We start from the raw sequence: 26,307 nt of genomic DNA on the forward strand, positions 1-26,307 counted from the left end.
ATAAAAATAAAAAATGTCAATAGAAACTATATCCTTATCAGGAAGAAAAAAGCAAGTCTCTAACAAGGAGATGACTTTTTGGGAAAGAATGTATCTTGTTGCGATTGTCAAAGGTTTGATAATAACGATTCAGCATTTGTTTACGAGAAAAGTAACGATTCAATATCCGGAGCAAGTACGTGAAATGAGTCCGGTTTATCGCGGTCAGCACATGTTGAAACGTGATGAGCAAGGTCGTGAAAACTGTACGGCTTGCGGTTTATGTGCGTTGTCTTGTCCTGCAGAAGCGATTACGATGAAGGCTGAAGAACGCAGAGCTGACGAAAAACATTTGTACAGAGAAGAAAAATATGCATCGATATATGAAATCAATATGTTGCGTTGTATTTTTTGTGGATTGTGTGAAGAGGCTTGTCCGAAAGACGCTATCTACCTGACGACTTCTAAAGTTTTGGTTCCTTCCAGTTATGAAAGAGAAGATTTTATTTTTGGAAAAGATAAATTAGTCATGCCTTTAGATATCGCAATGCAAAATGCTCAACTTAAAAACGCTAACTAATGTCTACAGTACTTATAATTTTTTGTGTATTGGCTGCTATCACATTAGCAACCGCATTTTTGACAATTTTTAGCAGAAATCCAATTCACAGTGCTATTTATTTAGTGATTTGTTTCTTTTCGATTGCAGGTCATTATTTATTATTGAATGCTCAATTTTTAGCAATAGTACATGTTATTGTGTATTCGGGAGCGATTATGATTTTGTTTTTATTCACCATCATGTTGATGAATTTAAATGAGGAAAGAGAAGTGCACCGACCTAGAATTACACGATTAGGAGCTATTGTTTCTTTTTGTTTGATTTGTTTGGTTTTAATTGCCATTTTCATCAATTCAAAACCTATTGTTGGAGAATATGTAACTACCGGCGAAGATTATCAGTCTATAAAAGTATTGGGTAAAGTGCTGCTGAATGAATATATGGTTCCGTTTGAATTTGCTTCTATATTACTTTTGGTTGCTATGATTGGAACTGTGTTATTGTCTAAAAAAGAAAAATTGCAAAAATAAGATGAACAATATTTTAAACCACATTGGTATTGAAAATTATATATTCCTAAGCGTAATACTTTTTTGTATTGGCGTTTTCGGAGTGTTGTACAGACGAAATGCCATTATCGTATTTATGTCAATTGAAATTATGCTGAATGCAGTAAACTTATTGTTTGTAGCATTTTCGACCTATCATCAAGATGCGCAAGGACAAGTTTTTGTGTTCTTTTCGATGGCTGTTGCTGCGGCAGAAGTTGCGGTAGGATTGGCAATTCTGGTTTCTATTTTTAGAAATTTAGGTTCAATTACTATCGATAATCTAAAAAACTTAAAAGGATAAATGGAAATGAATACCAATATAGCTTTAGTTTTAGTTCTCGCTCCTTTTTTAGGATTTTTAATCAATGTTTTCTTTGGCAAAAGCCTTGGAAAATCACTTTCTGGAATAATAGGAACACTTTCAGTTTTGGTTTCTTTTATTGCAACTGCTTATTTCTTTGGTGGAATTGCAGCACAACCGGAAGGAATTCGTATTTCACTTTTTGACTGGATTCAAATAAGTAATTTCAAAGTTGATTTTGGATTTCAATTGGACCAATTATCAATTTTATGGTTGCTTTTCGTAACTGGAATTGGATCTTTGATTCATTTGTATTCCATCAGTTACATGCATGATGATGAAAACATGCACAAGTTTTTTGCGTATTTGAATCTATTTATATTCTTCATGATTACATTAGTAATAGGAAGTAACTTATTAGTATTGTTCATCGGATGGGAAGGCGTAGGTCTTTGTTCGTATTTGTTAATTGGATTTTGGCATAAAAACCAAGAGTACAATGACGCTGCTAAGAAAGCATTCATCATGAACCGTATTGGTGATTTAGGATTGTTAGTTGGGATTTTCATTCTTGGAAATTTATTCTCTACTTTAGATTATGCTACTTTAAAAACGGCTATTGCCGGTGCAACAAATCTTGATATGTATTGGCTTTCTGTTGCTGCTTTCGCTTTATTTATTGGAGCTTGTGGTAAATCAGCACAAATTCCGTTGTACACTTGGTTACCAGATGCGATGGCAGGTCCAACACCAGTTTCTGCATTGATTCACGCGGCTACGATGGTAACTGCAGGAATTTTTATGATTACAAGATTGAATTTCTTATTTGATTTGACTCCGGATGTACAATCGATAATTGCAATTGTTGGAGCTGTTACTGCTTTAGTTGCTGCTACGATTGGATTGGTTCAAAATGATATCAAGAAAGTATTGGCTTATTCTACCGTTTCTCAATTGGGATTGATGTTTTTGGCTTTGGGATTGGGCGCTTATGAAGTGGCTGTTTTCCATGTAATCACACACGCTTTCTTCAAAGCTTGTTTGTTCTTGGGTTCAGGTTCTGTAATTCACGCTTTACACGGAGAACAAGACATGCGCAACATGGGTGGTTTGAAAAAAGCAATGCCAATTACTTTTGCAACAATGTTGATTGCTTCTTTAGCAATTTCTGGAGTTCCATTATTCTCAGGATTTTTCTCGAAAGACGAAATCTTATTAGTGGCTTTCCATCATAATATTCCGTTATGGGTTGTGGCTTCGGTTGCTTCTATAATGACTGCTTTTTATATGTTCCGTTTAATGTTCTTAACGTTCTTCCAAGAGTTTAGAGGAACCGCAGAACAAAAACACCATTTGCACGAAAGTCCTTCTTTAATTACCATTCCTTTAATTGTTTTAGCAATTTTGGCTACCATCGGTGGTATGATTAGTTTGCCTGGAAACAGTTGGTTGAATAATTATCTAATTCCAATTTTACCAAAATTAGCAACCGCTGAACACAATTTAGGAACTACAGAATATATCTTGATGGCTATTGCTGTTGTGGGTGGATTAGTAGGAATTGGTATTGCTTACGCCAAATACATCAAACAAAATACAGTTCCAACTGAAGATGCTGCAATCACAGGATTTTCTAAAGTGCTTTACAATAAATATTATGTTGATGAATTTTATGATGCTATTTTTGTTAAACCGATTAATTTCTTGTCTCGTTTTTTCAGAGATACTGTAGAAACGGGTTTATCAGCTTTAGTTTTTGGATTCGGAAAAGTTACCAACGAAATAAGTTACCAAGGAAAGAAAATACAAAATGGAAGCATTGGTCTTTATCTTTTTGTTTTCGTATTAGGACTTTGTGCCATTGTTTCTTATTTATTTTTAGCTCAACAATAATCTATCATAAAATAGACTTTTTAATACCGAAATTTCAATTTTAAAATAAATTATCTTTTAAAAGTCTATTACATTTGACCTTTAAAAAACAATAAAAAATTACAAATGAATGTATCTCTAATATTAATTATACTTTTGGTTGGTGCGTTTGCAACTTTTCTTGCAGGCGATAAACTGGCTTCAAAAGTGGCTTTGTTCTTTGGGTTAGCTGCTGCAGGCGCTTCTATTGTATTATTAAATCACTATAATTTAGGTGAAAACATCGGTTTCATCAACCAGTGGATCACACAACCTAATATTTCTTTTGCTCTAAAAGCAGACGGATTATCCATGGCGATGCTTTTGTTGACCACAGTTTTGACTCCAATAATTATATTTTCCTCTTTTGGAAATGACTATAAAAATTCAAAATCATTTTATGCGTTAATCTTGTTTATGTCGTTTGCAATGGCAGGAACATTCTTAGCATCGGACGGTCTTTTGTATTACATTTTCTGGGAATTATCATTGATTCCAATTTACTTCATCGCTTTAGTATGGGGTAACGGAGATGTAGAAGAACGCAAAAAAGCAGTAGTTAAATTCTTTATCTACACCTTAGCAGGTTCTTTATTTATGTTAGTGGCTTTTGTTTATATGTATCAAAAAGCAGGAAGTCTTTTATTAGAAGATTTATACAAATTGAACTTAACAGCAACGGAACAATTATGGATATTCTTGGCTTTCTTTTTAGCATATGCTATTAAGATTCCATTAATTCCTTTCCACACTTGGCAAGCAAATGTGTATCAAAAAGCACCAACTGTTGGGACAATGCTTTTATCTGGTATCATGTTAAAAATGGGATTGTATAGCGTTATTCGTTGGCAATTGCCATTGGCGCCATTGGCAGCCAAAGAGTACATGTACATTTTTATCGGACTTGGAATTGCGGGTGTTATTTACGGTTCAATAGTTGCTTTGAAACAAAAAGATTTAAAGAAATTATTAGCGTATTCTTCTTTGGCTCACGTGGGATTAATAGCAGCAGGAACGTACACTTTGACATTAGACGGATTGCGTGGTGCAGTTTTACAAATGATTGCTCACGGATTTGTAGTTGTTGGATTGTTTTATGCCGCTGAAATTATTTTCAGAAGATACGAAACCAGGACCATTGCTGAAATGGGCGGTATTCGCACGCAATCACCAAAATTCACTTCGATGTTTTTGATTTTGGTTTTGGCATCCGTTGCTTTGCCTACTACTTTTAACTTTGTTGGAGAATTTACCGTTTTATACAGTCTTTCACAAATCAATATTTGGTTTGCCATTTTAGGAGGAACAACCATTATTTTAGGAGCGTATTATATGTTAAAAATGTTTCAACATGCAATGTTGGGAGAAACAAATACAAAGCCTTTTGCTGATGTAACAATCAATGAAGGAATAACATTGGTGCTTATAATTGGTGTTTTGTTCTTTTTTGGGATGTATCCAAAGCCAATTACCGATTTGATTACGCCAAGTCTGGAAGAAATTTTAACTCAAATAAACCGAATTAACTAAGTCAAATAAAAAAATGAATACATTAATAGCTATAATAGGATTAGGTGTTTTATGCCTTTTATTTGAAATTTTTAATTTAAGGAAAGCCATTGTTCCAATAACAATTATTGGATTATTGGCAGTGTTGGGTTTAACCATATCTGAATTTAATTCTACGGAGAGTTACTACAACAACATGATTGTTGTGAGTAAATTTTCAACTACATTTTCGTCTTTGTTTATTGTGCTTACCATTTTCTTGGTGGCTTTAGGACATAACTTTTACGAAAATCACCAATCTAAAATCTCTGATTATATTGCCATAAAAATATTTTTATTGGCAGGAGCAGTGGCTATGGTTTCTTTTGGAAACTTAGCGATGTTCTTTTTAGGAATTGAAGTATTATCCATTTCATTGTACATTCTTGCGGCAAGTGATCGTATGAATTTAAAAAGTAACGAAGCGGGAATGAAGTATTTCTTGATGGGATCCTTTGCATCGGGAATCATTCTTTTTGGTGTCTGTTTGATTTACGGAGCCATGGGAAGTTTTGATGTTACTGAAATCAGTGAGTTATCACAATCTGCTGAGTTGCCGGTTTGGTTCCCAATAGGAATTGTATTGGTAACTATCGGAATGTTATTTAAAGTGGCTGCAGTTCCATTTCATTTCTGGGCACCGGACGTTTACGAAGGTTCTCCAGCGTTGACAACAGCATTGATGAGTACTTTGGCTAAAGTAGTTGCTATGGCGACTTTGTACAAATTATTATCGGTTATGAATGCTGATGTTTCTGAGTCATTCAAAATGGTAGTTGTTATTATTTCTATGGCTTCAATGACCGTTGGTAATATTATGGCATTAAGACAAACGAATGTAAAACGTATGTTGGCTTTTTCAGGGGTTTCTCATGCTGGTTTTATGTTGATGACTTTATTGAGTTTATCTACATCAGCAGGAAGCTTGTTGTATTATGCATCAGCGTATTCTTTATCTGGAATCGCAGCTTTTAGTGTGATTTTATATGTTTGTAAAAATAGAGACAATGAAGATGTGGTTAATTTTCACGGATTAGGAAAAACGAATCCATTGTTAGCAGCCATTCTTACGGCAGCTTTACTTTCCATGGCTGGTATTCCAATTTTTGCAGGATTTTTTGCTAAGTTGGTTTTGTTTAATCAAACGATTCAAGCGGGTTATTTGGCTGTAGTAATCGTAGCAGTAGTGAACTCTATTATTAGTGTTGGTTACTACTTTAAATTAATTTTAGCGATGTATACCAAAGAACCAAACGAGGAACGAAAAGGAACGCCAGTTATTATTTATGCTGTTGCCGTTATAGCAATTGTGTTGAATATCGCATTAGGTTTATTCCCTTCTTTAATATTGGATTTATTGGCATAAACCAAAATTTTAAAAATATACAGAAAACCATCAAGAGCAATTTTGATGGTTTTTTTGGTTTAAACGTGTTTTCTGGATTGGAATAAATATTTACTATTCCAGTATCTATAATAAAATACTAAAACACAAAAAGGTGAAAACTGAATTGATTAATTTTGTATCTCAGAATTAATTTGAATTTAATTATAGAAAGTAAGATGGGAAATACATTAAAAATACAAATCTGGTCGGATATCATGTGTCCGTTTTGTTACATAGGCAAAAGAAGAATAGAAGGTGCTTTACAGAATTTCGAACATAAAGATGCTGTTGAAATTGAATGGAAAAGCTTTCAATTGGATCCAAGTTTTATAGCTTCTCCGGAGGATAATATGGTCGAGCATTTGGCAGAAAAATATAGAAAAGATACCGATTGGGCACAAGAAATGCTGGATAATATGACTCAAAATGCTAAAAATTCAGGATTGGATTTCCATTTCGAAAAAGCGGTTATGGCGAATTCATTGCATGCGCATCGCTTGTTGCATTTGGCAAAAAAATATAATTTGGCAAATGACTTAGAAGAATTATTATTCAAAGCCTATTTGACGGAAGGCAAGAACATAAATGATTTAGATACTTTGAAAGCATTGGGATTGGAAGTAGGACTGAATGCTGAAGCCATTGATGAAGTATTGCACTCGAATGCTTATGCCAATGAAGTGCAGCAAGATATTAATGAAGCACAGTCAGTGGGTGTTCAAGGTGTTCCGTTCTTTGTTTTCGATAATAAATATGCGGTTTCGGGTGCGCAACATGTGGAGACATTTGTGAAAACACTTGAAAAAGTATGGGAAGAAGGTAAATTTGATTCGAAAGTAACGCTATTGAATACTACAGATGGAGACAGTTGTGGAATCGATGGTTGTGATTAAGACTACAAACCATTTTTTCTAAATTGTCAGAAGCATTGAAAAATTAGTAATTATGAGTGAACGTACAAAAGTAATCCGTTGGGGAATATTGGGATGTGGAAATGTTACCGAATTGAAAAGTGGTCCTGCATACCAGAAAACGGATGGTTTTGAAGTGGTTGCAGTAATGCGAAGAGATGTGGTTAAGGCTGCGGATTATGCTAAAAGACACGGAATTAGTAAGTATTACACGAATGCTGATGATTTGATTAATGATCCTGAAATTGATGCGATTTACATTGCCACACCTCCCGATGTTCATAAATTTTATGGACTCAAGGTCGCTGCAGCCGGTAAGATTTGTTGCATCGAAAAACCTTTGGCGCCAACTTATCAAGACAGTCTCGACATTTATAATGCTTTTGAAACAAAAAATATTCCTTTGTTTGTTGCCTATTACAGACGCACATTGCCTCGTTTTGAACAGGTAAAATCTTGGCTTGATGCAGATTGCATTGGTGAAATCAGGCATATAAGATGGCATTTGAGTAAGTCGGCAAATGCTAAAGATTTATCTGGAGAATACAATTGGCGAACTGATACCGACATTGCTACAGGTGGTTATTTTGATGATTTAGCCAGTCATGGTCTGGATTTATTTACGCATCTTTTGGGAAATATAAAAGAGGTTTCCGGTTTAAGTCTCAATCAACAGGGATTGTATTCGGCTAAAGATGCCGCGGTTGCTTTCTGGTTGCATGAGTCTGGAATAACTGGTTCAGGAAGCTGGAACTTTGGTTGCTATGAACGGGAAGACAAAGTGGTCATTTATGGAAGCAAAGGAAAAATCACGTTTTCTGTATTTGAAAATGATCCTATAGTACTTTCTAACGCACAAGGAAAAACGGAATTATTCATTGAACATCCTGAAAATATTCAGTTGTATCATGTGCAGCAAATGCGAGAAGACCTTCTTGGGAATAGTACTCATCCCTCCACAGGTTTAACGGGAGTACATACGAGTTGGATTATGGACCAGATTATCGGGAATATGTAGTGTTTTCAGTAGTGTGAAACAAAAAAAAGAGGCTGTCTTTATCGAACAGCCTCTTTACTACAAGAATTTATTTAATCACTACTTGGTAGCTACTGTTTCGATATATGTTTTTCCGTTATAAGTAATCTCAAACGTATATTTTGAACTAGGAGCGCTAGTTAAATCAAATATTTTACCCACATAAAGATCAGCGGTCAAAGTTTCATTATACACTTCATTTTCCTCTGAGTTGTAAATGGCTACACTAACCGGAGTTTTTTCTAGGTTTAAAATATTGACGGTAACCATTCCGTTTTTATTCACTAAAACTGGTTTGTACACCTCAGAAATGGCATCAGCTGATAATTTAGCCTTGTTACCTACAACTTCAATTTTGTACTTTGAAATTTTAAGATCACTCTCTGCTTTCAAGAAGTAAATTCCGTCTGGTAAAGCAGTCAAATCGTATGTTCTGCTGATATTTTCTTCAGAAGTAATTTTTTCTTGATAGATTAATCCGTCATTGGTGTCATAAATGGACAAATCAATTTTCTTTGTCTCTTTCAAATTAAAACTTACCGTTTTTCCTTCTTCTTTTATTAAATCCAGTGAAAAATCTGCGTTTCCGGCGTGTGCTTGTGCGGCAGTCAATACTATTGCGGCTAACACTAAACTAAATTTTAAAATCTTTTTCATAATTGTAAATTTTTAGATTTATAATGATATTTATCTGAGGCTAAATTACTGTAACCTATTCAGTATGAGTAGTGCTGAATTTTCTAATTTGTGTGCTATTTTACCTTTTACGAAATCGATTAAGGTTAAAAAAGTTAATTGAGTGTCTGTTTTTGGTAAATTTGTGCTAATTCTAAATACGGAATTGTATGAAAATTATACCGCCAGCTTTTGAAATTATTGCGCCATCGTTCGGGAGTTCTTTTTACTTTTCGAAATATGTCGAAAACGCGAATAGCAAAGCACACTTGTGGCATTATCATCCTGAAATTGAACTTGTTTTTGTAAATGGCGGCTCGGGAAAACGCCAGATAGGAAGCCATATTTCGTATTATACGGATGGTGATTTAATTTTGATAGGAAGCAATCTGCCGCATTGTGGGTTTACCAATGAAGAAACCGGGAATAAAAATGAAACGGTTATCCAAATGAAACCGGATTTTTTAGGTAACGGTTTTTTTGATATTTCCGAAATGACGAATATTCGGAATCTTTTTAGTCAAGCGAAAGCCGGAATTGCTTTTCATGGTGAAACCAAAAAAAATATCGGGAAGAAAATAGAATCGATGGAACAACAGCCGCAGTTTGAGCGATTGTTGACGATGTTGAGTATTCTTAATGAGCTGGAACTATCCAAAGAATCTACAGTTTTGAATGCCGATGGATTTTCGATGGAAATGCAAATGCAGGACAATGACCGCATCAACGCTGTTTTTAATTACGTAAAAGATAATTTTCAGGAACATATTACGCTGGAAGAAGTTTCAGAATTGGTGAGTATGACAGAACCTTCTTTTTGCAGGTATTTCAAAAAGATTACGAATAAAACCTTTACCAAATTCGTCAATGATTATCGCTTGGTTCACGCCTCGAAATTGCTAGCGGAGAAACCTATCAGCATTACTGAGATTTGTTATGAAAGTGGTTTCAATAATTTTAGTTATTTCAATAAATCGTTCAAAGAGTTTACAGGCAAAAGCGCCTCGCAATACCGTCAGGAATTAAGATCGGTGCTTAAGTAGCATAAATAATTATATTTCAGATTGCTTTTCAAACAAAAAACCCGCTGATACGAGTACCAGCGGGATTTTTCTAACCAATTATTCCAAATCAAATAATTATCTTCTGTTTAATACAATGACTGCATTGTCAACTACTTTTGTTTTTTCAACTTTGGCTTTTACACCATTTGTTCTGTAATAGTAAAGGTCATCGTCATTTGAGTTTTGGTTGTTACCAAAATCATTGTTGCTGTTACTGTTTTGGCCGTATTGGTAGGCTCTTCCTCCTTTTACTGCTCCAACGGTGTCAACAATTTGACCACGACGGTTGTAAATAATTTCCAATCCGCCTACTCTTTCTAATGCATAACGGTTGTAGGTCATGTAAACAGAACCAATTCGTTTTACTCTGTCATTTGCATCATAGTTAATGAACACATTCCCAACTTGTCGTACGCGACCCATATTGTCGTGTTCTACTTTTACACCATAGTTTCCGTTTCGAATATTTCCCGGAGCGCCAAAGGTTTTATTGACACCATTTTTTCGGCTTGATTTGTAATACATATCGCGACCGGTTGTTGGGCGTGTATTAAAATCTAATTGTCCGTCAGGGAACACGAAGAACTCAATTCCTCTTTCTGTGAACACAATTGGGTCGGCGTTTCTAAAATCTACTGGAGATCTTCTTTCTACAGAAAAATCGATTTTCTCTGCTGCGTTCGCTATACTACCTCCAAATACGAAGATACTAGCAACTAAAAGGGTAATTTTTTTCATGATAATTATATTTTGAATTTTGCCTACTCTTGAGCTTTTCGGCTTTCGCTTTTTTACTTATTTGATTAGGTATATCCAAGTAGCGTGCCAGAAAATGGAATAAAGGTTTTGTGTTTTTAAGTGGTAGATTGATTTTAGCCATTTAATTAACTTTAAATCAAATGGTTAAAATTTATAAAAAATATAAAATAATTTTATTCAGAAGCTAATATTAAGATTTTTTTAATAGAATTCTTGGTAGTCCAAATGTATTTTTTATGGTTTAGTCTAAGAAAAAATCACAATAAAAGTGAAAAATTCCGATTTGTAAAACCCGTTTCATATCAAATTTTTTATCAACATTACTTTAAAATTAACTTTAGTTACAAACTCCCATCAGTGGATATTGAGTAATTTTGCAGCATGTATGCATTAGTCGATTGTAACAATTTTTACGCTTCTTGCGAACGTGTTTTTCAGCCGAAATTCAACGGAAAACCAGTTGCGATTTTGTCAAATAACGACGGCTGCGTCATTTCCAGAAGCAATGAAGCGAAAGCGGTTGGGGTTCCTATGGGTGCACCGGCATTTCAGATTAAGGAATTGGTAAAAGAGAAAAATGTACAATTATTTTCTTCGAATTATGCGCTGTATGGGGATTTAAGCAATCGCGTAATGGCAATTTTAGGTCAGTTTACACCAAATCTAGAAATTTACAGCATAGACGAAGCCTTCCTGAATTTTGATGGTTTAACGATTTCTGATTATCATGATTATGGAATCCAAATGAAAACCCGTGTGCAAAAATGGGTAGGAATTCCTGTTTGCATTGGCTTTGCCGAAACCAAAGCGTTGTCAAAAGTAGCCAACAAAATTGCTAAGAAATTCCAAGACAGAACGAAAGGTGTTTACGTTATTGATAGCGAAGAAAAACGAATCAAAGCCTTGAAATGGACAAAGATTGAAGACGTTTGGGGAATTGGTTACCGAATGAATAAAAAGATGAAAGCTAAAAATATTTTGACTGCACTGGATTTTACGGCGCCACAACACGAAGCGTGGATCAAAAAAGAAATGGGCGTGGTTGGTATGCGTTTAAAATACGAACTCGAAGGAAAATCAGTTTTGGATTTAGAACCCACTGTAGACCAAAAGAAAAGTATTGCCACGACCCGAAGTTTTCCCAAACAAATTGCTGATTTTGATTTGCTACGCGAACGTGTAGCGACTTTTGCAGCCGTTTGCGCCGAGAAATTGCGAAAACAAAACTCCTGCTGTCATACTATTATTGTAATGCTTGTGGTGGATAAACATACAGTGCAAACTTCAAAATATTATTTTAATATGGCGGTTACATTACCGTATGGGTCAAATTCTACGCTGACAATTTCTAATGCCGCGATCTCGATGCTGAAAAAGCTGCACCAAGGAAATGAGCATTTAAAATTCAAAAAAGCGGGCGTTATTGTCACTGAATTGATTGATGAAAACAAAAAACAGTTGCAGCTGTTTGATGAGGAAAATCCAAAACATCTGCTATTGATGAAAGTAATGGACGGCCTGAATAAAAAGATTGGTGACAAGAAAGTAAAGTTGGCTACCCAAAATTTAAGTTTGACCTGGAACATGAATCAGAAGCATTTGTCACCTAAATACACCACTAATTTTAAAGATATACTCGAAATCAAATGTCAATAAACAAAGATCAAAAACTAACTTTTTTTCTGCCTGATTTTGAAAGTGAATTGCGAATTCCTTTCATCAGCGAAGGTGTTTCAGCAGGATTTCCATCGCCGGCAGCTGATTTTATGGAAATGAGCATTGATTTGAACAAACAATTAAGCGAAAATCCATTGGCGACTTTTTATATAAAAGTCAAAGGAAATTCCATGATTGATGCCGGAATCAATGACAAAGATGTTCTTGTCGTGGATAGAAGCTTGGAACCGCAAAACAATAAAATTGCCATTTGTTTCATTGATGGTGAGTTTACGGTGAAACGCATGCAAGTCGAGAAAGACTGTTTGTTTCTGATGCCCGAAAACTCCAATTATGCTCCTATAAAAGTCACTGAAGAAAACCAATTAATTATTTGGGGAATTGTGACGTATGTGATTAAGAAATTATAGTTAAATCTTTTATTTCGAACTGATAGTATTAAAAAAGAAAGGCTTCCAATATGATAATGGAAGCCTTTCTTTATTTAATATAATTACGTTTTATACCGTATGTTTTGGATTAAAACCATCTTCGCTTAATTCGATGTGGTCATAATCAGCTACCATTTCCGCTTCGTAATCAACTTTTTCTCCTTTACTGAATTTAGCAATCAATTTCTCCATGATTTCATAAATTACTGGAACGACAATCAAGGTTAGGAATAAGGAACTTATTAATCCACCAATAATTACCCATGCCAAACCATTTTTCCATTCGGCTCCAGCTCCAGCAGCTAATGCAATTGGGAACATACCAAAAACCATTGCAATTGTTGTCATTAAAATTGGACGAAGACGCGCATGATTCGCTTGAATTAATGCGGTTCTAATGGTTTCACCAGCGGCTCTACGTTGGTTGGTGTAATCCACAAGCATAATAGCATTCTTACATACCAGACCAATAAGCATGATGACTCCAAGAATCGTAAAGATGTTCAAGGTGTTATTCGTTAATGCTAATGCTAGTAATGCTCCAATGAACGAAAGCGGAATAGCAAATAATACTACGAATGGATGCACAAAACTGTCGTATAAGGAAACCATTACAAGGTAAACCAAGATAATGGCAGCCAATAAAGCAATTCCTAATGTTCCAAAACCTTCTGACTGGTTTTCTTGATCACCACCCCAAATGTAGTTGACACCGGTAGGTTTTTTTAGTTGATCTATTTTTTCTTGCCATTGCGCAACAATTGTTCCAGAAGCAACTCCCACGTTTTGCCCTTTTACTGTCACCGATGCCGTTTTATCCCTACGTTCCAATTGGCTTGGACCAGAACCTTCCGTAACGGTTGCAAATTGATTTAACTTGATTTGTTGACCCATATCATTGATGAAAATCAAGTTGCTTACATCAGCAATACTTTTTCTATCGAATGCATTGTATTTAATATTGATGTCATATTCGTATTCTCCAGCTCTAAAACGTCCGTCAGTATTACCGCTAAAAGCCGTTTGCATCGTAATACCAACTGTTTGTAAACTCAAACCAAGTGCGGCCATTTTATCTCTGTCCACTTTTACGTTTACTTCAGGATTTCCATCTTCTACAGATAATTCGATTTCTGTTGCTCCTGGAATAGTACGCAATTCTTTTTCAGCAGCAATGGCAAATTTCATGGCACTTGCTACATCTGGACCTGTTACAATAAGTCCTAAAGTAGCATCTTCAGCTGTTCCTAAAATACCTACCGGAACGGTTTTAACTTTTGCACCAACTAATAGTTTTTCTAATTTACGTTTGGTTTTTGCAGCGTAAACATTTGCAGGTTCATCGCGTTGGTCTAATTGGACCATTTTCACGTTAATTTCTGATTTGTATGCAGTTGCTTGCGAAGCTCCAAGCCCACCACTGGTTTGACCCACAATAGTAAACTGGCTTTCGACAAAAGCTTCGTTCTCTAAAAAAGCTTCTGCTTTTTGTGTCATGAAGTTAGTTTGTTCTAGCGAGGCATCTTTTGGCATTTCGATTTGAACTAAAAACTCACCACTGTCTGATGCGGCGAAGAATTCACCTCCAATAAACCCTGCAGGAACCAATGCAATTGAGCTGAAAAAGATAACTAAAACAATAGCTAGTGTTGTTTTGTAATGATCTAAACTCCAAGTCAATAATCCAGAAATCCAGTTGATGAAACGCGTTAAATAACTTTCAAAACCAAGGATGATTCTTCCGAAAAGGTTTTTACCTTCAATGTGCTCTAATTTTCCGTATCGGGAGGATAACCAAGGAATAATAGTAAATGATGCCACTAATGATAGTAAAGTAGATATAATTACCGTTACACAAAACTGCGTAATAATATTAGAAACCAGTCCAGAACTCAATGCAATTGGTAAAAACACAACCACGATTACAAGCGTAATCGATACTACAGTTCCACCAATTTCGGCTGTACCATCATAGGCAGCACGAACTTTGTTTTTGCCCATTTCCATGTGCCTGTAAATGTTTTCTAGAACCACAATAGCATCATCCACAAGAATACCAACAACTAGAGACAGTCCTAATAAACTCATCAAGTTCAAGGTGTATCCCATTAAATAAATTCCGATGAAAGTAGCAATTAACGAAGCTGGGATCGAAACCATTACAATCAATGAGTTTCGAATACTGTGTAAGAAAAACAACATTACAAACGCTACTAAAAGTACCGCAATAAGTAAATCATGTACCACGGCATCAGCAGCTTCAAGTGTAAATACAGTACTGTCTTTTGCGATTTCTAATTTTAATTCAGTCGTTTTGTACTCCGCTTCTAGTTTAGCAATTGTTTTCACCAACTCTTCACTCACCGCAACCGCATTAGCATCGGACTGTTTTATGATTTGCAAAATAATAGCACTTTTCTGATTGACACGAGCCACTTTTTCAGTGATTTTTTGTGTGTCTTGAACATCAGCGATTTCGCCTAAACGAACTTGTATTCCGTTTTTAGAAGAAACAATTAGGTTTCTTAATTCTTCAACATTCTTATATTTTCCGGCTAAACGGATTAATATTTTTTGCTCACGGGTTTGAATATTTCCGGTTGGGAAATCCAAGTTGGAGGATAAAATGTTTTGTTGCACTTGCGGTACCGAAAGTCCGTAGGCTTGCATTTTTACAGCATCAAGATTGACTTGAATTTCTCTTTCTTGTCCACCGGTAATGTTTACTTGTGCGACTCCTTGTACACGAGATAATACGGGCGCTAATTTTTTATCAACTAAGTCATAAAATTCAACTTCGTCCATTTTTCCGTTGGCACCAATGGTCATAATTGGTAAATCGCTCAAAGAAAACTTGTTTAGGGAAGGGGCTTCTGCATCATCCGGTAAGTCGTTTATGATAGCATTTATCTTTCGCTGCGCATCGTTCATCGAAATATTAACATCAGCATTTGATGTCAGTGTTATCGACACCGAAGATAAACTTTCAAAGGATTTAGAGTCGATCTTCTTGATGTTTTCTAACGAGGAAATCGCGTCTTCAATCTTTTTAGTAACGGTGTTCTCCACTTCGCTAGGTGATGCACCAGGATATACAGTTGCAATCGAAATTACGTTAGTTTCAAATTTTGGAATCAATTCGTAGCCTAATTGGCTGTAACTAAACAATCCTCCTAAAGTTAGTATCGTAAACAATACGATGACTAAGGAAGGACGTTTTATGGATATTTCTGCTAATTTCATATATTTATATTTTTGTATCTTAAAGTTGTAAAGACATGAAGTTGTGTACTTTCGACCTTTGGCTTTATGATTTTCGACTATTTAATAACTTCCACTTTAGATCCGTCTTGAAGGTTGATTTGACCAGTAACAATTACAGTTTCACCCTCTGAAAGTCCGTTTAAAACTTCTACTTTATCACCAAGAATTCTTCCGGCTGTAACCGTTTTCAGTTTAGCAGTTCCGTTTTCGATTACAAATATTTCATTGCTGCTCACACTTCCTACGAAAGCATTTCTAGGAACAACCATCAACGATTGTTTTCCTTGATTTGCAGAAAATTCAGCAGTTCCGTACATTCCTGCTTTCAAATCATTTGCGGCGTTATTAGCAATTTCTATTTCTACAGGAAAGTTCAAACTCGCATCCGATTTTGGGGCGATGAACGAGATTTTTCCTGAGAATGTTGCATCTGGATACACACTTGCTTTTACAGATAGTGTTGTTCCTACTTTTAAACCTGCAACCTGATTTTCATTGACATTGACCTTTAGTTTCAATTTAGAAACATTAACAATGTCAAACAATTGTGTTCCTGCGCCAAGAACCGATCCTGGTTCAACGTATTTTTTGTTCACAATTCCGTTGATTGTCGCTTTGATATTCGTATCGCCAATATTCACTTTTGCTTGTTGCAATCTTGATTTTGAAGTCACTAAACTCAATTTAGCCTGATCCAATTGTTGTTTAGTCACACCGCCAGTTTTGAAAGCATTTTCGAAACGACTGTAGTCGGTTAAAGCATTTTGATAGGATGCTTGTGCAGTTTGTAAATCAGCTGTAATTTGTTCGCTTCTTACAATTGCCAGCGTTTGACCAATGCGCACTCTGTCACCTTCATCAACTAAAACACGAACTACTCTTCCTGGCTTCTCAGCTGAAAAACTTAATTCTTGTAGTGGTGCAAAATTTCCATTGGCTACAAAATCAAGGGAAACTTCTTCGGTTTTTACCGTTGCTACTTTTACTGAAATGCTAGCATTTTTCTCTGCTACTACAGCAGTTTTTGCTTCATTTTCTTTTTTATTATTGGTTAAAACGTAGGCAATAATCCCTAAAGTGGCAACAATTAGTACTATGGTAAGTATGCTTTTTTTCATTTTGTTAATTATTTATAAGTGTTTTTAATTCGCCTTTTGATTTGATTAATTGTATTTCTGCCAGTTTGTATTCCAGTACGGCCGATGTGTAGTTGTTTTGTGCTTCCGTCAAAGCGTTTTCAGCATCCAATAAGTCCGTTAAAGAAGCTAATCCTTGAACATAATTATTTCTGGTATTGTCTAAAACTTCTTTGGCTAATTGCGCATTCTCTTTTTGATTGTTGATTGTAGTCAAGCTATTGTCAATTTGCGTTTTTGCATTGGCGAAAGCCAAATCAAGCGCTAATTTGGTGTCAACTAAATCTTCTTGAACCGTTCTAATTTCAATATCGGCTTGTCTTACTTTGGCACGGGTACCAAATCCAGTAAAAATAGGTACTTTCAAATTTAGTCCAATTGATGAGAAATCAGACCAATAAACTCCGTCAGCTGGTTTTCCTCCAATAGGCATTTTTGGACCTTGACCAATATAATTGTATCCGGCGTTCAATGATAATGTTGGGTAATACGAAGCTTCAACAGCCTTTTTTTGATAAAATAAAAGTTGTTCTTGTTTCTTCAAAAGCAAATATTCCGTTCTGTTAGCTGTATTTGGAATTTCAGAGAGTGCTTGTGGTCCCACTTCAAATGCAGTTTGTGGAATCTCAATTTGAGTTGCTATCGGCATTCCCATATAAAATTTCAACGCATTTTCCTGAATTTGAACCGCATTCAGCACTTGTTGGCGTTGCGTATTGATGTTTGAAATCTTCACTAAAATTCGATCCAAATCAATTTTCTTAGCTAATCCGTTGTCAAATTGCCCTTTGATAATGTCTTTTACTTTATTCGTATTTTTGTACGTACTATCAATAACTGTTAGTTTTTGTCTTTGTACATAAACCTGGTAATAATTATTGGCTACGCGTTCAATTACTTGTTCTTCGCTCAACTGGTTGTTGATTTGGTAAAACTCTCTAGTAGATTTTGCTGCCTTCAAACCGGTAAAAACCGTTTGGTCAAAAATTGCTTGAGTCAAAGAAACTCCCGCTGTTGAAACCCATTTTTGTCCAAAAGCGGCCTGAATAGTTGTTCCTGGTTGTCCAAATCCAGCTCCATCAATTACAGTAGTTTGAATCACAGGATTGTAAGTCAAATTTCCGTTTGCCGATATTTGTGGCAAAGCTCTGGAGCGTACTTCCTGAATTTGGTATTCACTGTTCTCTACTTTCAGTTTTGCTTTTTTGGCATCGGCTTTATTTTCTAAAGCGTAGTTAATAGCTTCTCTTAGCGTGAGGGTTTTTACTTCTTGTGCATTGGCACCAAGCGCAAATGTCAGAATTATTAAAAGAATTGTTTTTTTCATTTTATGTAATTGGATTAAGTAAGTTTTTTTCTAATTCGGCTATTCCTTTCTCTGTTGCCATTGCTCGGGTGTGATATTCCAGTGCTTCCATTTCTAAGGCCGCAGCTTCTCTTTCGGAACGGGTATTTTCATTAATGGTAAAAATCAAAGCGTAATAAAGTTTAACATAAACGTCAATATTGATGTCTTTTCTGTACAAGCCTTGAGCAATTCCTTTTTCAATGTTTTGTGTAAAACAGCTTTCACATTCTTGAACTTGATACTCTAAAGCCTTTTCATATACTTCTGGATAATGTTTTTTTAGCTGATAAATAGGAGAGGTGTCTGAAGATTTGAACATATCAGCAAACATTTTTCTAATTTGGAAGTTTTCCTCTATTGCATTATAATCTCGAGAGATAATTTCGGTTATGATTTCGTGAACTTCCTTGTGAAGCACTTGTGTGCTTTCCTGTATCAACAATTCTTTATTGGCAAAATATTTATAAATTGTTTTCTTTGAAATACACATTTCACCAGCAATATCATCCATCGTTATGCTTTTGAAACCAAGTCTCAAAAACATATCTTTTGCTTTATTTATAATTTTTTCTTTCATCTTTATATGCTGAAATAGTTTCAGTGAGTTTTAATTAAGTTTTCTTGTAAAAGCGGATTAATCAAATCGAGTGCAAATGTAAGAAGGAAACTTTGAAAACTAAAATAGTTTCCATTTAATTTGTAATTATTTAACGTTTAGTTTAAATTGGTTGGTTAAATCGTAAATTCAAGATTAGCAATCAGTTTGATATCTTGTCCCAAAGCCAAGCCACTGGTTTGATTGAAGGAATTAAAGGTCAGTCCAAAATCTTTACGGTTAATTTTACCTGTTATTTCAAATGCTGCTTTCTGATCGCCATTGTAAGCGTTTATTCCAATGAATTCCGCATCTAATTCCACCACTTTTGTAATGTTTTTGATAGTCAAATTTCCTTTCAAGAAATTGATGTTCTTATTTACTTTTTCAAATGAAGTTGACTTAAAACTAATGATAGGATATTCATTGACATCAAAGAGGTCATTCATTTTTAAATGCGTGTCTATTTGTTCCAGTTTTCCATCCTTGTTGTTTACATCCAATGAAAATTCGATCGAGGCGTCTTCAATTTCATTGTTTTCAATATCGATATGCCCGTTGAATTTGTTGATGGTTCCCGCTAAATAGGCAATAATTGAATGCCTCATTTTAATCAGAACATCAGATTGGTTGGAGTCAATTGTCCATTTAGTTTTCATAATTCATCGGGTGTATTAAAATTTAATTGATCTAACAATCACTTAAAAAAGTATCTAAGGATTTGAAATGTTAAATTCGAGTGCAAATGTAAGACGGAAACTTTGAATACCAAAATAGTTTCCATTGTATTTTGATTTATTTAACATTTGATAATGAAACGGAGTTTGTAATGCAAATTGAATACTGTAAATTAGCCGAAAATTTATTTTATGCATACCATTTATCAGTATCAGGAGTTCCTTTCGGATTATTTGCAATCACAATACGAAACCAAAGAACCTAGAAATTTATATGAGCCTATACATTACATTTTAGATCTTGGCGGAAAAAGAATGCGTCCAGTGCTTACTTTAATGAGCGCAGAGGTTTTTGATGCAGATTACAAGAAAGCCCTTCCTGCTGCTCTGGCAGTCGAAGTTTTTCATAATTTCTCGTTGGTACATGATGATATTATGGATGATGCTCCTTTGCGCAGAGGACATGAAACCGTGCATGAAAAATGGAATTTAAACACCGGAATTTTATCAGGGGATGCTATGTTGATTTTAGCGTACCAATATTTCGAACAATACGAGCCTCTTATATTTAGGGATTTAGCAAAGTTGTTTAGCAAAACGGCACTCGAGGTTTGCGAAGGACAACAATGGGATGTTGATTTTGAAGAGCGTACCGATGTAACCATTGCGGAATATTTGAAAATGATTCAATATAAGACAGCAGTTTTAGTGGCAGCTGCCATGAAAATGGGAGCAATAATTGCGGAAACTTCTGTAGAAAATGCTAATTTAATTTATGATTTCGGATTAAATTTAGGCTTGGCTTTCCAGTTGCAGGATGATTTTCTGGATGCTTTTGGTAATCCGGAAACCTTTGGAAAACAGGTGGGCGGTGATATAATTGAGAACAAAAAAACGTATTTGTATCTTAAAGCGGTTGCATTTTCAAATGAAGAAGAAGCGCAGGAATTGAAAAGCTTATTTTCGATTCAGCCAGAAGATAATACTGATAAAATAGAACGTGTAAAAGCGCTGTTCAACAGTTCTGGTGCTTCAAAGGCAACTCAGGATGCAATCCAGGACTTTACGTTTAAGGCTTTTCAAACCTTGGATAAAATGAATATCAGCACAGAGAAAAAAGAAATGTTGAAGGCTTTTGGTGAAAACCTAATGGGAAGGAAAGTTTAGATTTTTGATTACAGATTAACGATTTTTGATCGCAGAAGTTTTACTTCGGGTAAATAATGGTTTATTTCAAAAATCAGTTTAATTCAAAAAAATCAAACATTTAGAGAGTTTCTTAAAATCAAAAATCTAAATTCGTTAATCAACAATCTGAAATCAAATGTTTATAGTTCCAAAAAATACCGATTTACTACTTACTGAAGCCGAAGGTGAAAACTTATATTTGAAATTAATCGAACAAATGAATAAGGACTTCAATTTGGCTAACGAAGCAATTGATTTTCCTTTGAGTATTTCTCCTAATGAATTGAAGTTACAGCTTCATGAAAAAATCTACCGACTCATTCAGTATAAATTTGCTGAATATCTCAATTTACTTTACATAATTGATGTTTCCGAAGAAGAAATAAAAAAACTCGATGGTTCTGATTTAGTAATTCTGGCGGAACAAGTCGCTTTTCTGATTCTAAAAAGAGAATGGCAAAAAGTTTGGTTCAGGAATAAGTATTAATTATTCCAAGTCCTTTTTTAAGATTGTTTTATTCCACAATTCAATTCCTTTAGCATCAAAAACAGTAAGCTTCATTTGACGGTTTTCTTTGGAACCTAAGAATGAAATTGTTCCAAAATTATGCTGCGCAATCAAGCTGCCTTTTGTTCTAAAAATATTGTTTTCCTTCCACACATTTTCAGAAGCCACACCGGAAGTTAGTGGTGATACAGTCCAGTCAAACAAAGGATAAGTGTTCTCTCGCGGAAGTTCAGAGAACTCTGTAAAATGTCTGTCGCCACTTATAAACAACACACCTTTGATTTTATTATCTAGAATTTCTTGCAGTAATTTTTCCTTCTCTTTCGGGTAATTGCTATAATTCTCTTTTTCAGCAACTGAATTTAATACTTGGCCACCAATTACAATTATTTTAAAACTGGCTTTTGAAAAACTTAATGCGTTAATCAGCCATTCTAACTGTGTGTTACCTAATATTGTTCTTTCACCAGTAATCCTGTTGTTTGGAGTTTTGAAATAGCGGTCATCCAATAGAAAGAATTGCGCATCACCCCAGCTAAATGTTGAATAAATGCCTTCATTTTGTTCTGGATGCATGCCGTAGCTTTTATTTGCCCAGAAGTCTTTGAATGCTTTTTGAGTTAGGAATTTGTTGTAAAAACTGCCGTCGCTATCATCCGGACCAAAATCATGGTCGTCCCAAATAGCAAAATTTTGAGTTTTTGCGAGTAACGGTTGGATTGCTTTTATGGACCGGGAATGCGTATATCTATGATAAATTCCGGTTTTACTATCCCAATCGGCTTCTCGAAGATAGATATTGTCACCACTCCAAATCATAATATCCGGATTCTTTTTGACTATACTTTCAAAGATTCCATTTTCGCTTCCATACGCTTTGCCAGGCCGATCCAGTGGTGGCTCATTAAAATAAGAACAACTCCCAACCGCGACGGTAAAATCTGGTGCATCTTCGCGCCATTCCCAAAGTTTTTTTGCTGAAAAAGAAGTTTCGTAAAGCAAGATTATTTTTTTGTCATTTATAAAAACATCATACTTGTATTTTTTCCCGGGAATTAATTGATCTAAAATAATATGATGTGTAAAGCCAACCTCCTTCGAGGAAGAGTAAACATCCGAATACAATATTCTAGCAGGATTGTCAATGTCAAAATAAGTTATTTTTACGGAAGCTTTTTCGCTGGTTTGTAGCCAAATCACCGCTTCTGTCATTTCGCAATACCCTACCATGGGACCGGATTGCAAAAGGCTGTTTTGTGCAAAACTGTAAGTTGCAAAAAAAATAAATAGGAGTTGAAAAGTTTTTTTCATGATTAATTTTAAAAATATACTCGGATGAATGGCATAAAGGCACTGCCGTAAATGTTGTTTTTGTCTGTCAAAACATTATAGCGTCCGCCAATAGTAGCACTTCCGGAGCGGTAACCGGCTCCAATAAACAATCCAGTGTTCCAATAGTCCTGTGAATTAGTATTGGATCCTTCTAGATTTACATTGACTCTTAATTGTTCCAGTTCAGCCGAAAGTTGGATTTCAGGTATCGGATTAAACAATCCTATCGCACTTCCACCATACAAATGAGAAGCATAAAAATCTCTTTGTTTTAAATATTTATATTGTACGCCAGCGCCCAAAGCTACATATTCATTAAAATTATAAATGGCGCTTGGAGCCAAAGAAATGTCCGTAAAGCCGGAACCAAAACCTAATCCAATTCCACCTCCAAATTGTACATTTTTCCAAAACTGATTTTGGATTTTTGGATCCGAATTATTTTGTTGCGCAAACAGACAACTTGAAATAAATACCGTTAGTAATGCCAAAAATGATTCGGGAATACTATAAATGCAATTCTTTGTCATGAGTTTTTAGTTTTTTTAACATTATTCAATGTAAAAGTATCTTAAAATAAATTATAAATTTATTGTATTATCGTACTTTTGCCAAACTATTTTAACAAAAAAGGTATATTCACTAAATATTATGGATAGGTTTTCATTTTTAAACGCAGCACACACAGAATTTTTCGCACAATTATACGATCAATATTTAGAGAATCCAGATAGCGTAGAGCCAAGTTGGAGAAGTTTTTTTCAGGGTTTCGACTTTGGAATGACGACTTACAATGAGGAAAACCCTGTGGAACAAATAGCAAATTTTGCCTCTAATAATACGGATGTAAGTTTGGTCTCTGATAAGCTTCAAAAGGAATTTAATGTATTAAAACTAATAGATGGATATCGTTCTCGCGGTCATTTGTTCACTAAAACAAATCCGGTTCGAGAAAGACGTACAACATCGCCAACATTAGAAATCACAAATTTCGGACTTTCCTCAGCAGATTTGAATACTGTTTTTGATGCCGCCAAGGTGATCAATATTCAGCCTTGTACGCTTCAGGAAATTATAACTCACCTTGACACTATATATTGCCAGCACATTGGGGTAGAGTATATGTATATCCGTAAACCGGAAGTGGTAGAGTGGATTCAGAAAAAATTGGGTGTCAATGACAATCAACCTAAATTTTCATTGGAAGAAAAGAAATCCATTCTGAGTAAACTAAACCAGGCTGTTTCTTTCGAAACCTTTTTGCATACTAAATATGTAGGTCAAAAACGTTTTTCACTGGAAGGTGGAGAATCAATCATACCAGCTTTGGATGCTTTAATTGAAAAAGCAGCCGAAAAAGGAGTAGAGCAATTTGTAATGGGAATGGCACACCGTGGCCGTTTGAATGTTTTGGCAAACATTTTTGGCAAATCAACCCAAGACATTTTTGGAGAGTTTGATGGTAAAGATTACGATCAAGAATATTTTGACGGTGACGTAAAATACCATTTGGGTCTCACTGCTGATAAAGTGACTAGCACTGGTAAAAAAATCAATATCAATTTAGCGCCAAATCCTTCGCACCTTGAAACTGTAGGTGCAGTAATTGAAGGAATCACAAGAGCAAAACAAGACAAGTATTTTCCTAACGATTTCTCTAAAGTATTGCCAATCGCCGTTCACGGGGATGCCGCAATTGCAGGTCAGGGAATTTTGTATGAAATTGTGCAAATGGCGCAATTGGACGGTTACAAAACCGGAGGAACAATCCATATTGTAATCAATAATCAAGTAGGATTTACGACTAATTACCTTGATGCACGTTCTTCTACCTATTGTACGGATGTTGCCAAAGTAACACTTTCGCCAGTATTGCACGTAAATGCGGATGATGCTGAAGCTGTTGTTCACGCAATGTCATTTGCTTTGGATTTCAGAATGCAATTTGGTCGAGACGTTTTCATCGATTTATTAGGATATAGAAAATACGGACATAACGAAGGTGATGAGCCTCGTTTTACGCAGCCAGTATTGTATAAAATTATTGCTAAGCACAAAAATCCAAGAGATATTTACATGGAGAAATTACTTGCTGATGGAGTAATTGACAACACTTTTGTAAAAGGATTGGAGCAAGAATACAAATCAAATCTAGAAATAAACTTAGAAGAATCTCGTAAAAAGGATTTGACCATCATTACCCCATTCATGAAAAATGAGTGGAAAGGTTTTGAGCAGGTTTCAGATGTTGAGATGCTTAAAAAAGTTGATACTACTTTCTCAAAAGAAGGACTTACTGAGGTAGCAAATGTAATTTGTAACTTACCAACAGATAAAAAGTTTATCAGCAAAATACAAAAATTGATTAACGACAGAAAAACAATGTTTTTCGAGACGAATAAGCTGGATTGGGCTATGGCCGAACATTTGGCGTATGGTTCGCTTCTGAAAGAAGGATACGACGTTCGTATTTCCGGACAAGATGTGGAGCGTGGGACATTCTCTCACCGTCACGCCGTTGTAAAAGTGGAAGATTCAGAAGAAGAAGTAACTTTATTAAGTAATTTAGAAGGAGCAACCGGAAAATTCAATATTTACAATTCACTTTTGTCTGAGTACGGAGTTTTAGGATTTGATTACGGATATGCTTTGGCAAACCCAAATACACTAACCATTTGGGAAGCACAGTTTGGAGATTTCAGTAATGGAGCCCAAATTATGATTGACCAATACATTTCTTGTGGAGAAGATAAATGGAACAACCAGAACGGAATTGTTTTATTATTGCCTCACGGATATGAAGGGCAAGGAGCAGAGCATTCATCAGCCAGAATGGAGCGTTATTTGCAACTTTGCGCCAGACATAATATGTATGTTGCGGATTGTACTACGCCTGCCAACTTCTTTCACTTGTTGAGAAGACAAATGAAAACAACGTTCCGTAAACCGCTTATTGTGTTTACACCAAAGAGTTTGTTGCGTGATCCAAGAGTAGTTTCTTCTGTTGAAGAATTTGCGACAGGTAGTTTCCAAGAAACATTCGATGATGAAACAGTGAATAAAGACGAGGTGAAAACACTAGTTTTCTGTACTGGAAAATTCTATTATGACATCACTGCCGAAAGAGAGAATCTTGGTAGAAATGATGTTGCGGTTGTTAGAATCGAACAATTATTCCCATTGCCAGTGGAACAACTAAAAGAAATTATTGCTAAATATCCAAACGCTGATGATTATGTTTGGGCACAAGAAGAACCAAAAAACATGGGAGCGTACAGCTTTATGTTGATGAATTTCGATTTAGTAAAATGGAGATTGGCGTCCCTAAAAGCATACGCAGCTCCGGCAGCAGGAAGCTATACAAGAGCAAAACGTCGTCAGGCTGATGCTTTACGAATGGTTTTTGATAAAAATTTATACAGATAAAAAAATAGTTTAAAGTTTAAGGTTTAAAGTTGCTCTCAGGT

At 35.3% G+C, this 26,307-nt stretch carries 23 protein-coding genes; 14 read left to right on the forward strand and 9 right to left on the reverse strand.

Annotated features, from left to right (window positions below):
* Positions 1-13 precede the first annotated feature (13 nt).
* The 8 genes from G7A72_RS10125 (at position 14) to G7A72_RS10160 (ending at position 8,168) form a co-directional block, all read left to right on the forward strand.
* Positions 14-559, forward strand: a complete 546-nt coding sequence (locus G7A72_RS10125) for an NADH-quinone oxidoreductase subunit I (protein ID WP_113636426.1) — start codon at positions 14-16, stop codon at positions 557-559.
* Positions 559-1,071, forward strand: a complete 513-nt coding sequence (locus G7A72_RS10130) for an NADH-quinone oxidoreductase subunit J (RefSeq protein WP_165152371.1) — start codon at positions 559-561, stop codon at positions 1,069-1,071. The genes G7A72_RS10125 and G7A72_RS10130 overlap by 1 nt, the downstream gene beginning before the upstream one ends.
* A gap of 1 nt (position 1,072) precedes the next feature.
* Positions 1,073-1,393: an NADH-quinone oxidoreductase subunit NuoK gene (gene nuoK, locus G7A72_RS10135; RefSeq protein ID WP_066079401.1), complete on the forward strand. Its 321-nt coding sequence runs from the start codon at positions 1,073-1,075 to the stop codon at positions 1,391-1,393.
* A gap of 6 nt (positions 1,394-1,399) precedes the next feature.
* Positions 1,400-3,286 carry an NADH-quinone oxidoreductase subunit L gene (nuoL, locus tag G7A72_RS10140; RefSeq protein WP_165152372.1) on the forward strand — a complete coding sequence of 629 codons (1,887 nt, stop codon included), beginning with the start codon at positions 1,400-1,402 and terminating at the stop codon, positions 3,284-3,286.
* 105 nt (positions 3,287-3,391) lie between these two features.
* The gene (locus G7A72_RS10145) at positions 3,392-4,834 is read left to right on the forward strand and encodes a NuoM family protein (RefSeq protein ID WP_165152373.1); all 1,443 of its coding nucleotides are present in this window, start codon (positions 3,392-3,394) and stop codon (positions 4,832-4,834) included.
* 13 nt (positions 4,835-4,847) lie between these two features.
* Positions 4,848-6,218, forward strand: a complete 1,371-nt coding sequence (locus tag G7A72_RS10150) for an NADH-quinone oxidoreductase subunit N (RefSeq protein ID WP_165152374.1) — start codon at positions 4,848-4,850, stop codon at positions 6,216-6,218.
* Positions 6,219-6,415: 197 nt separating this feature from the next.
* The gene (locus G7A72_RS10155; RefSeq protein ID WP_165152375.1) at positions 6,416-7,132 is read left to right on the forward strand and encodes a DsbA family protein; all 717 of its coding nucleotides are present in this window, start codon (positions 6,416-6,418) and stop codon (positions 7,130-7,132) included.
* 52 nt (positions 7,133-7,184) lie between these two features.
* Complete coding sequence (locus tag G7A72_RS10160) at positions 7,185-8,168, forward strand: Gfo/Idh/MocA family protein (RefSeq protein ID WP_165152376.1); 984 nt, start codon at positions 7,185-7,187, stop codon at positions 8,166-8,168.
* Positions 8,169-8,246: 78 nt separating this feature from the next.
* Here G7A72_RS10160 and G7A72_RS10165 read toward each other — a convergent pair whose 3' ends face one another.
* On the reverse strand, positions 8,247-8,843 hold the full coding sequence (locus tag G7A72_RS10165; protein ID WP_165152377.1) for a hypothetical protein: 597 nt from the start codon (positions 8,841-8,843) through the stop codon (positions 8,247-8,249).
* 188 nt (positions 8,844-9,031) lie between these two features.
* Between G7A72_RS10165 and G7A72_RS10170 the strand changes: the two genes are divergently transcribed.
* Positions 9,032-9,904, forward strand: a complete 873-nt coding sequence (locus G7A72_RS10170; RefSeq protein WP_165152378.1) for an AraC family transcriptional regulator — start codon at positions 9,032-9,034, stop codon at positions 9,902-9,904.
* 96 nt (positions 9,905-10,000) lie between these two features.
* On the opposite strand, the gene G7A72_RS10175 is transcribed toward G7A72_RS10170, so the two are convergent.
* Positions 10,001-10,663, reverse strand: coding sequence for a hypothetical protein (locus G7A72_RS10175; RefSeq protein WP_165152379.1), 663 nt, complete (start codon positions 10,661-10,663; stop codon positions 10,001-10,003).
* Between the two features lie 402 nt (positions 10,664-11,065).
* On the opposite strand from G7A72_RS10175, the gene G7A72_RS10180 reads away from it, so the two are divergent.
* Positions 11,066-12,340, forward strand: coding sequence for a Y-family DNA polymerase (locus G7A72_RS10180; protein ID WP_165152380.1), 1,275 nt, complete (start codon positions 11,066-11,068; stop codon positions 12,338-12,340).
* Entirely contained in the window at positions 12,331-12,771 is a 441-nt protein-coding gene (locus G7A72_RS10185) for a LexA family transcriptional regulator (RefSeq protein ID WP_113664529.1), read from the forward strand. The genes G7A72_RS10180 and G7A72_RS10185 overlap by 10 nt, the downstream gene beginning before the upstream one ends.
* 90 nt (positions 12,772-12,861) lie before the next feature.
* On the opposite strand, the gene G7A72_RS10190 is transcribed toward G7A72_RS10185, so the two are convergent.
* The 5 genes from G7A72_RS10190 to G7A72_RS10210 form a co-directional block, all read right to left on the reverse strand.
* Positions 12,862-16,035, reverse strand: coding sequence for an efflux RND transporter permease subunit (locus G7A72_RS10190; protein WP_165152381.1), 3,174 nt, complete (start codon positions 16,033-16,035; stop codon positions 12,862-12,864).
* A gap of 77 nt (positions 16,036-16,112) precedes the next feature.
* The gene (locus tag G7A72_RS10195) at positions 16,113-17,174 is read right to left on the reverse strand and encodes an efflux RND transporter periplasmic adaptor subunit (protein ID WP_165152382.1); all 1,062 of its coding nucleotides are present in this window, start codon (positions 17,172-17,174) and stop codon (positions 16,113-16,115) included.
* 4 nt (positions 17,175-17,178) lie between these two features.
* The gene (locus G7A72_RS10200) at positions 17,179-18,519 is read right to left on the reverse strand and encodes a TolC family protein (RefSeq protein ID WP_165152383.1); all 1,341 of its coding nucleotides are present in this window, start codon (positions 18,517-18,519) and stop codon (positions 17,179-17,181) included.
* Position 18,520: 1 nt separating this feature from the next.
* On the reverse strand, positions 18,521-19,117 hold the full coding sequence (locus G7A72_RS10205) for a TetR/AcrR family transcriptional regulator (RefSeq protein WP_165152384.1): 597 nt from the start codon (positions 19,115-19,117) through the stop codon (positions 18,521-18,523).
* Positions 19,118-19,272: 155 nt separating this feature from the next.
* On the reverse strand, positions 19,273-19,794 hold the full coding sequence (locus G7A72_RS10210) for a YceI family protein (RefSeq protein ID WP_165152385.1): 522 nt from the start codon (positions 19,792-19,794) through the stop codon (positions 19,273-19,275).
* 210 nt (positions 19,795-20,004) lie between these two features.
* Here G7A72_RS10210 and G7A72_RS10215 point away from each other — a divergent pair, with 210 nt between their 5' ends.
* Together G7A72_RS10215 and G7A72_RS10220 are read left to right on the forward strand one after the other, a co-directional pair.
* Complete coding sequence (locus tag G7A72_RS10215) at positions 20,005-20,979, forward strand: polyprenyl synthetase family protein (protein ID WP_113664521.1); 975 nt, start codon at positions 20,005-20,007, stop codon at positions 20,977-20,979.
* 157 nt (positions 20,980-21,136) lie between these two features.
* Positions 21,137-21,487 carry a hypothetical protein gene (locus G7A72_RS10220; protein ID WP_113664520.1) on the forward strand — a complete coding sequence of 117 codons (351 nt, stop codon included), beginning with the start codon at positions 21,137-21,139 and terminating at the stop codon, positions 21,485-21,487.
* Here G7A72_RS10220 and G7A72_RS10225 read toward each other — a convergent pair whose 3' ends face one another.
* Together G7A72_RS10225 and G7A72_RS10230 are read right to left on the reverse strand one after the other, a co-directional pair.
* Positions 21,488-22,819 carry an alkaline phosphatase gene (locus G7A72_RS10225; RefSeq protein ID WP_165152386.1) on the reverse strand — a complete coding sequence of 444 codons (1,332 nt, stop codon included), beginning with the start codon at positions 22,817-22,819 and terminating at the stop codon, positions 21,488-21,490.
* A gap of 8 nt (positions 22,820-22,827) precedes the next feature.
* On the reverse strand, positions 22,828-23,370 hold the full coding sequence (locus G7A72_RS10230) for a hypothetical protein (protein WP_165152387.1): 543 nt from the start codon (positions 23,368-23,370) through the stop codon (positions 22,828-22,830).
* Positions 23,371-23,491: 121 nt separating this feature from the next.
* On the opposite strand from G7A72_RS10230, the gene G7A72_RS10235 reads away from it, so the two are divergent.
* A complete protein-coding gene (locus tag G7A72_RS10235) occupies positions 23,492-26,266 on the forward strand; it encodes a 2-oxoglutarate dehydrogenase E1 component (RefSeq protein ID WP_165152388.1) in 2,775 nt (924 codons plus the stop codon).
* The last annotated feature ends 41 nt before the right edge of the window (positions 26,267-26,307 follow it).

The organism is Flavobacterium sp. Sr18 (genome assembly GCF_011064265.1).
GTDB classification, from domain to species: Bacteria; Bacteroidota; Bacteroidia; order Flavobacteriales; family Flavobacteriaceae; genus Flavobacterium; species Flavobacterium petrolei.

Excerpts from the sequence above, each read along its gene's own strand:
- G7A72_RS10125 (WP_113636426.1), top strand. The coding sequence starts at position 14 with ATGTCAATAGAAACTATATCCTTATCAGGAAGAAAAAAGCAAGTCTCT.
- G7A72_RS10130 (WP_165152371.1), top strand. The coding sequence starts at position 559 with ATGTCTACAGTACTTATAATTTTTTGTGTATTGGCTGCTATCACATTA.
- nuoK (WP_066079401.1), top strand. The coding sequence starts at position 1,073 with ATGAACAATATTTTAAACCACATTGGTATTGAAAATTATATATTCCTA.
- nuoL (WP_165152372.1), top strand. The coding sequence starts at position 1,400 with ATGAATACCAATATAGCTTTAGTTTTAGTTCTCGCTCCTTTTTTAGGA.
- G7A72_RS10145 (WP_165152373.1), top strand. The coding sequence starts at position 3,392 with ATGAATGTATCTCTAATATTAATTATACTTTTGGTTGGTGCGTTTGCA.
- G7A72_RS10150 (WP_165152374.1), top strand. The coding sequence starts at position 4,848 with ATGAATACATTAATAGCTATAATAGGATTAGGTGTTTTATGCCTTTTA.
- G7A72_RS10155 (WP_165152375.1), top strand. The coding sequence starts at position 6,416 with ATGGGAAATACATTAAAAATACAAATCTGGTCGGATATCATGTGTCCG.
- G7A72_RS10160 (WP_165152376.1), top strand. The coding sequence starts at position 7,185 with ATGAGTGAACGTACAAAAGTAATCCGTTGGGGAATATTGGGATGTGGA.
- G7A72_RS10165 (WP_165152377.1), bottom strand. The coding sequence starts at position 8,843 with ATGAAAAAGATTTTAAAATTTAGTTTAGTGTTAGCCGCAATAGTATTG.
- G7A72_RS10170 (WP_165152378.1), top strand. The coding sequence starts at position 9,032 with ATGAAAATTATACCGCCAGCTTTTGAAATTATTGCGCCATCGTTCGGG.
- G7A72_RS10175 (WP_165152379.1), bottom strand. The coding sequence starts at position 10,663 with ATGAAAAAAATTACCCTTTTAGTTGCTAGTATCTTCGTATTTGGAGGT.
- G7A72_RS10180 (WP_165152380.1), top strand. The coding sequence starts at position 11,066 with ATGTATGCATTAGTCGATTGTAACAATTTTTACGCTTCTTGCGAACGT.
- G7A72_RS10185 (WP_113664529.1), top strand. The coding sequence starts at position 12,331 with ATGTCAATAAACAAAGATCAAAAACTAACTTTTTTTCTGCCTGATTTT.
- G7A72_RS10190 (WP_165152381.1), bottom strand. The coding sequence starts at position 16,035 with ATGAAATTAGCAGAAATATCCATAAAACGTCCTTCCTTAGTCATCGTA.
- G7A72_RS10195 (WP_165152382.1), bottom strand. The coding sequence starts at position 17,174 with ATGAAAAAAAGCATACTTACCATAGTACTAATTGTTGCCACTTTAGGG.
- G7A72_RS10200 (WP_165152383.1), bottom strand. The coding sequence starts at position 18,519 with ATGAAAAAAACAATTCTTTTAATAATTCTGACATTTGCGCTTGGTGCC.
- G7A72_RS10205 (WP_165152384.1), bottom strand. The coding sequence starts at position 19,117 with ATGAAAGAAAAAATTATAAATAAAGCAAAAGATATGTTTTTGAGACTT.
- G7A72_RS10210 (WP_165152385.1), bottom strand. The coding sequence starts at position 19,794 with ATGAAAACTAAATGGACAATTGACTCCAACCAATCTGATGTTCTGATT.
- G7A72_RS10215 (WP_113664521.1), top strand. The coding sequence starts at position 20,005 with ATGCATACCATTTATCAGTATCAGGAGTTCCTTTCGGATTATTTGCAA.
- G7A72_RS10220 (WP_113664520.1), top strand. The coding sequence starts at position 21,137 with ATGTTTATAGTTCCAAAAAATACCGATTTACTACTTACTGAAGCCGAA.
- G7A72_RS10225 (WP_165152386.1), bottom strand. The coding sequence starts at position 22,819 with ATGAAAAAAACTTTTCAACTCCTATTTATTTTTTTTGCAACTTACAGT.
- G7A72_RS10230 (WP_165152387.1), bottom strand. The coding sequence starts at position 23,370 with ATGACAAAGAATTGCATTTATAGTATTCCCGAATCATTTTTGGCATTA.
- G7A72_RS10235 (WP_165152388.1), top strand. The coding sequence starts at position 23,492 with ATGGATAGGTTTTCATTTTTAAACGCAGCACACACAGAATTTTTCGCA.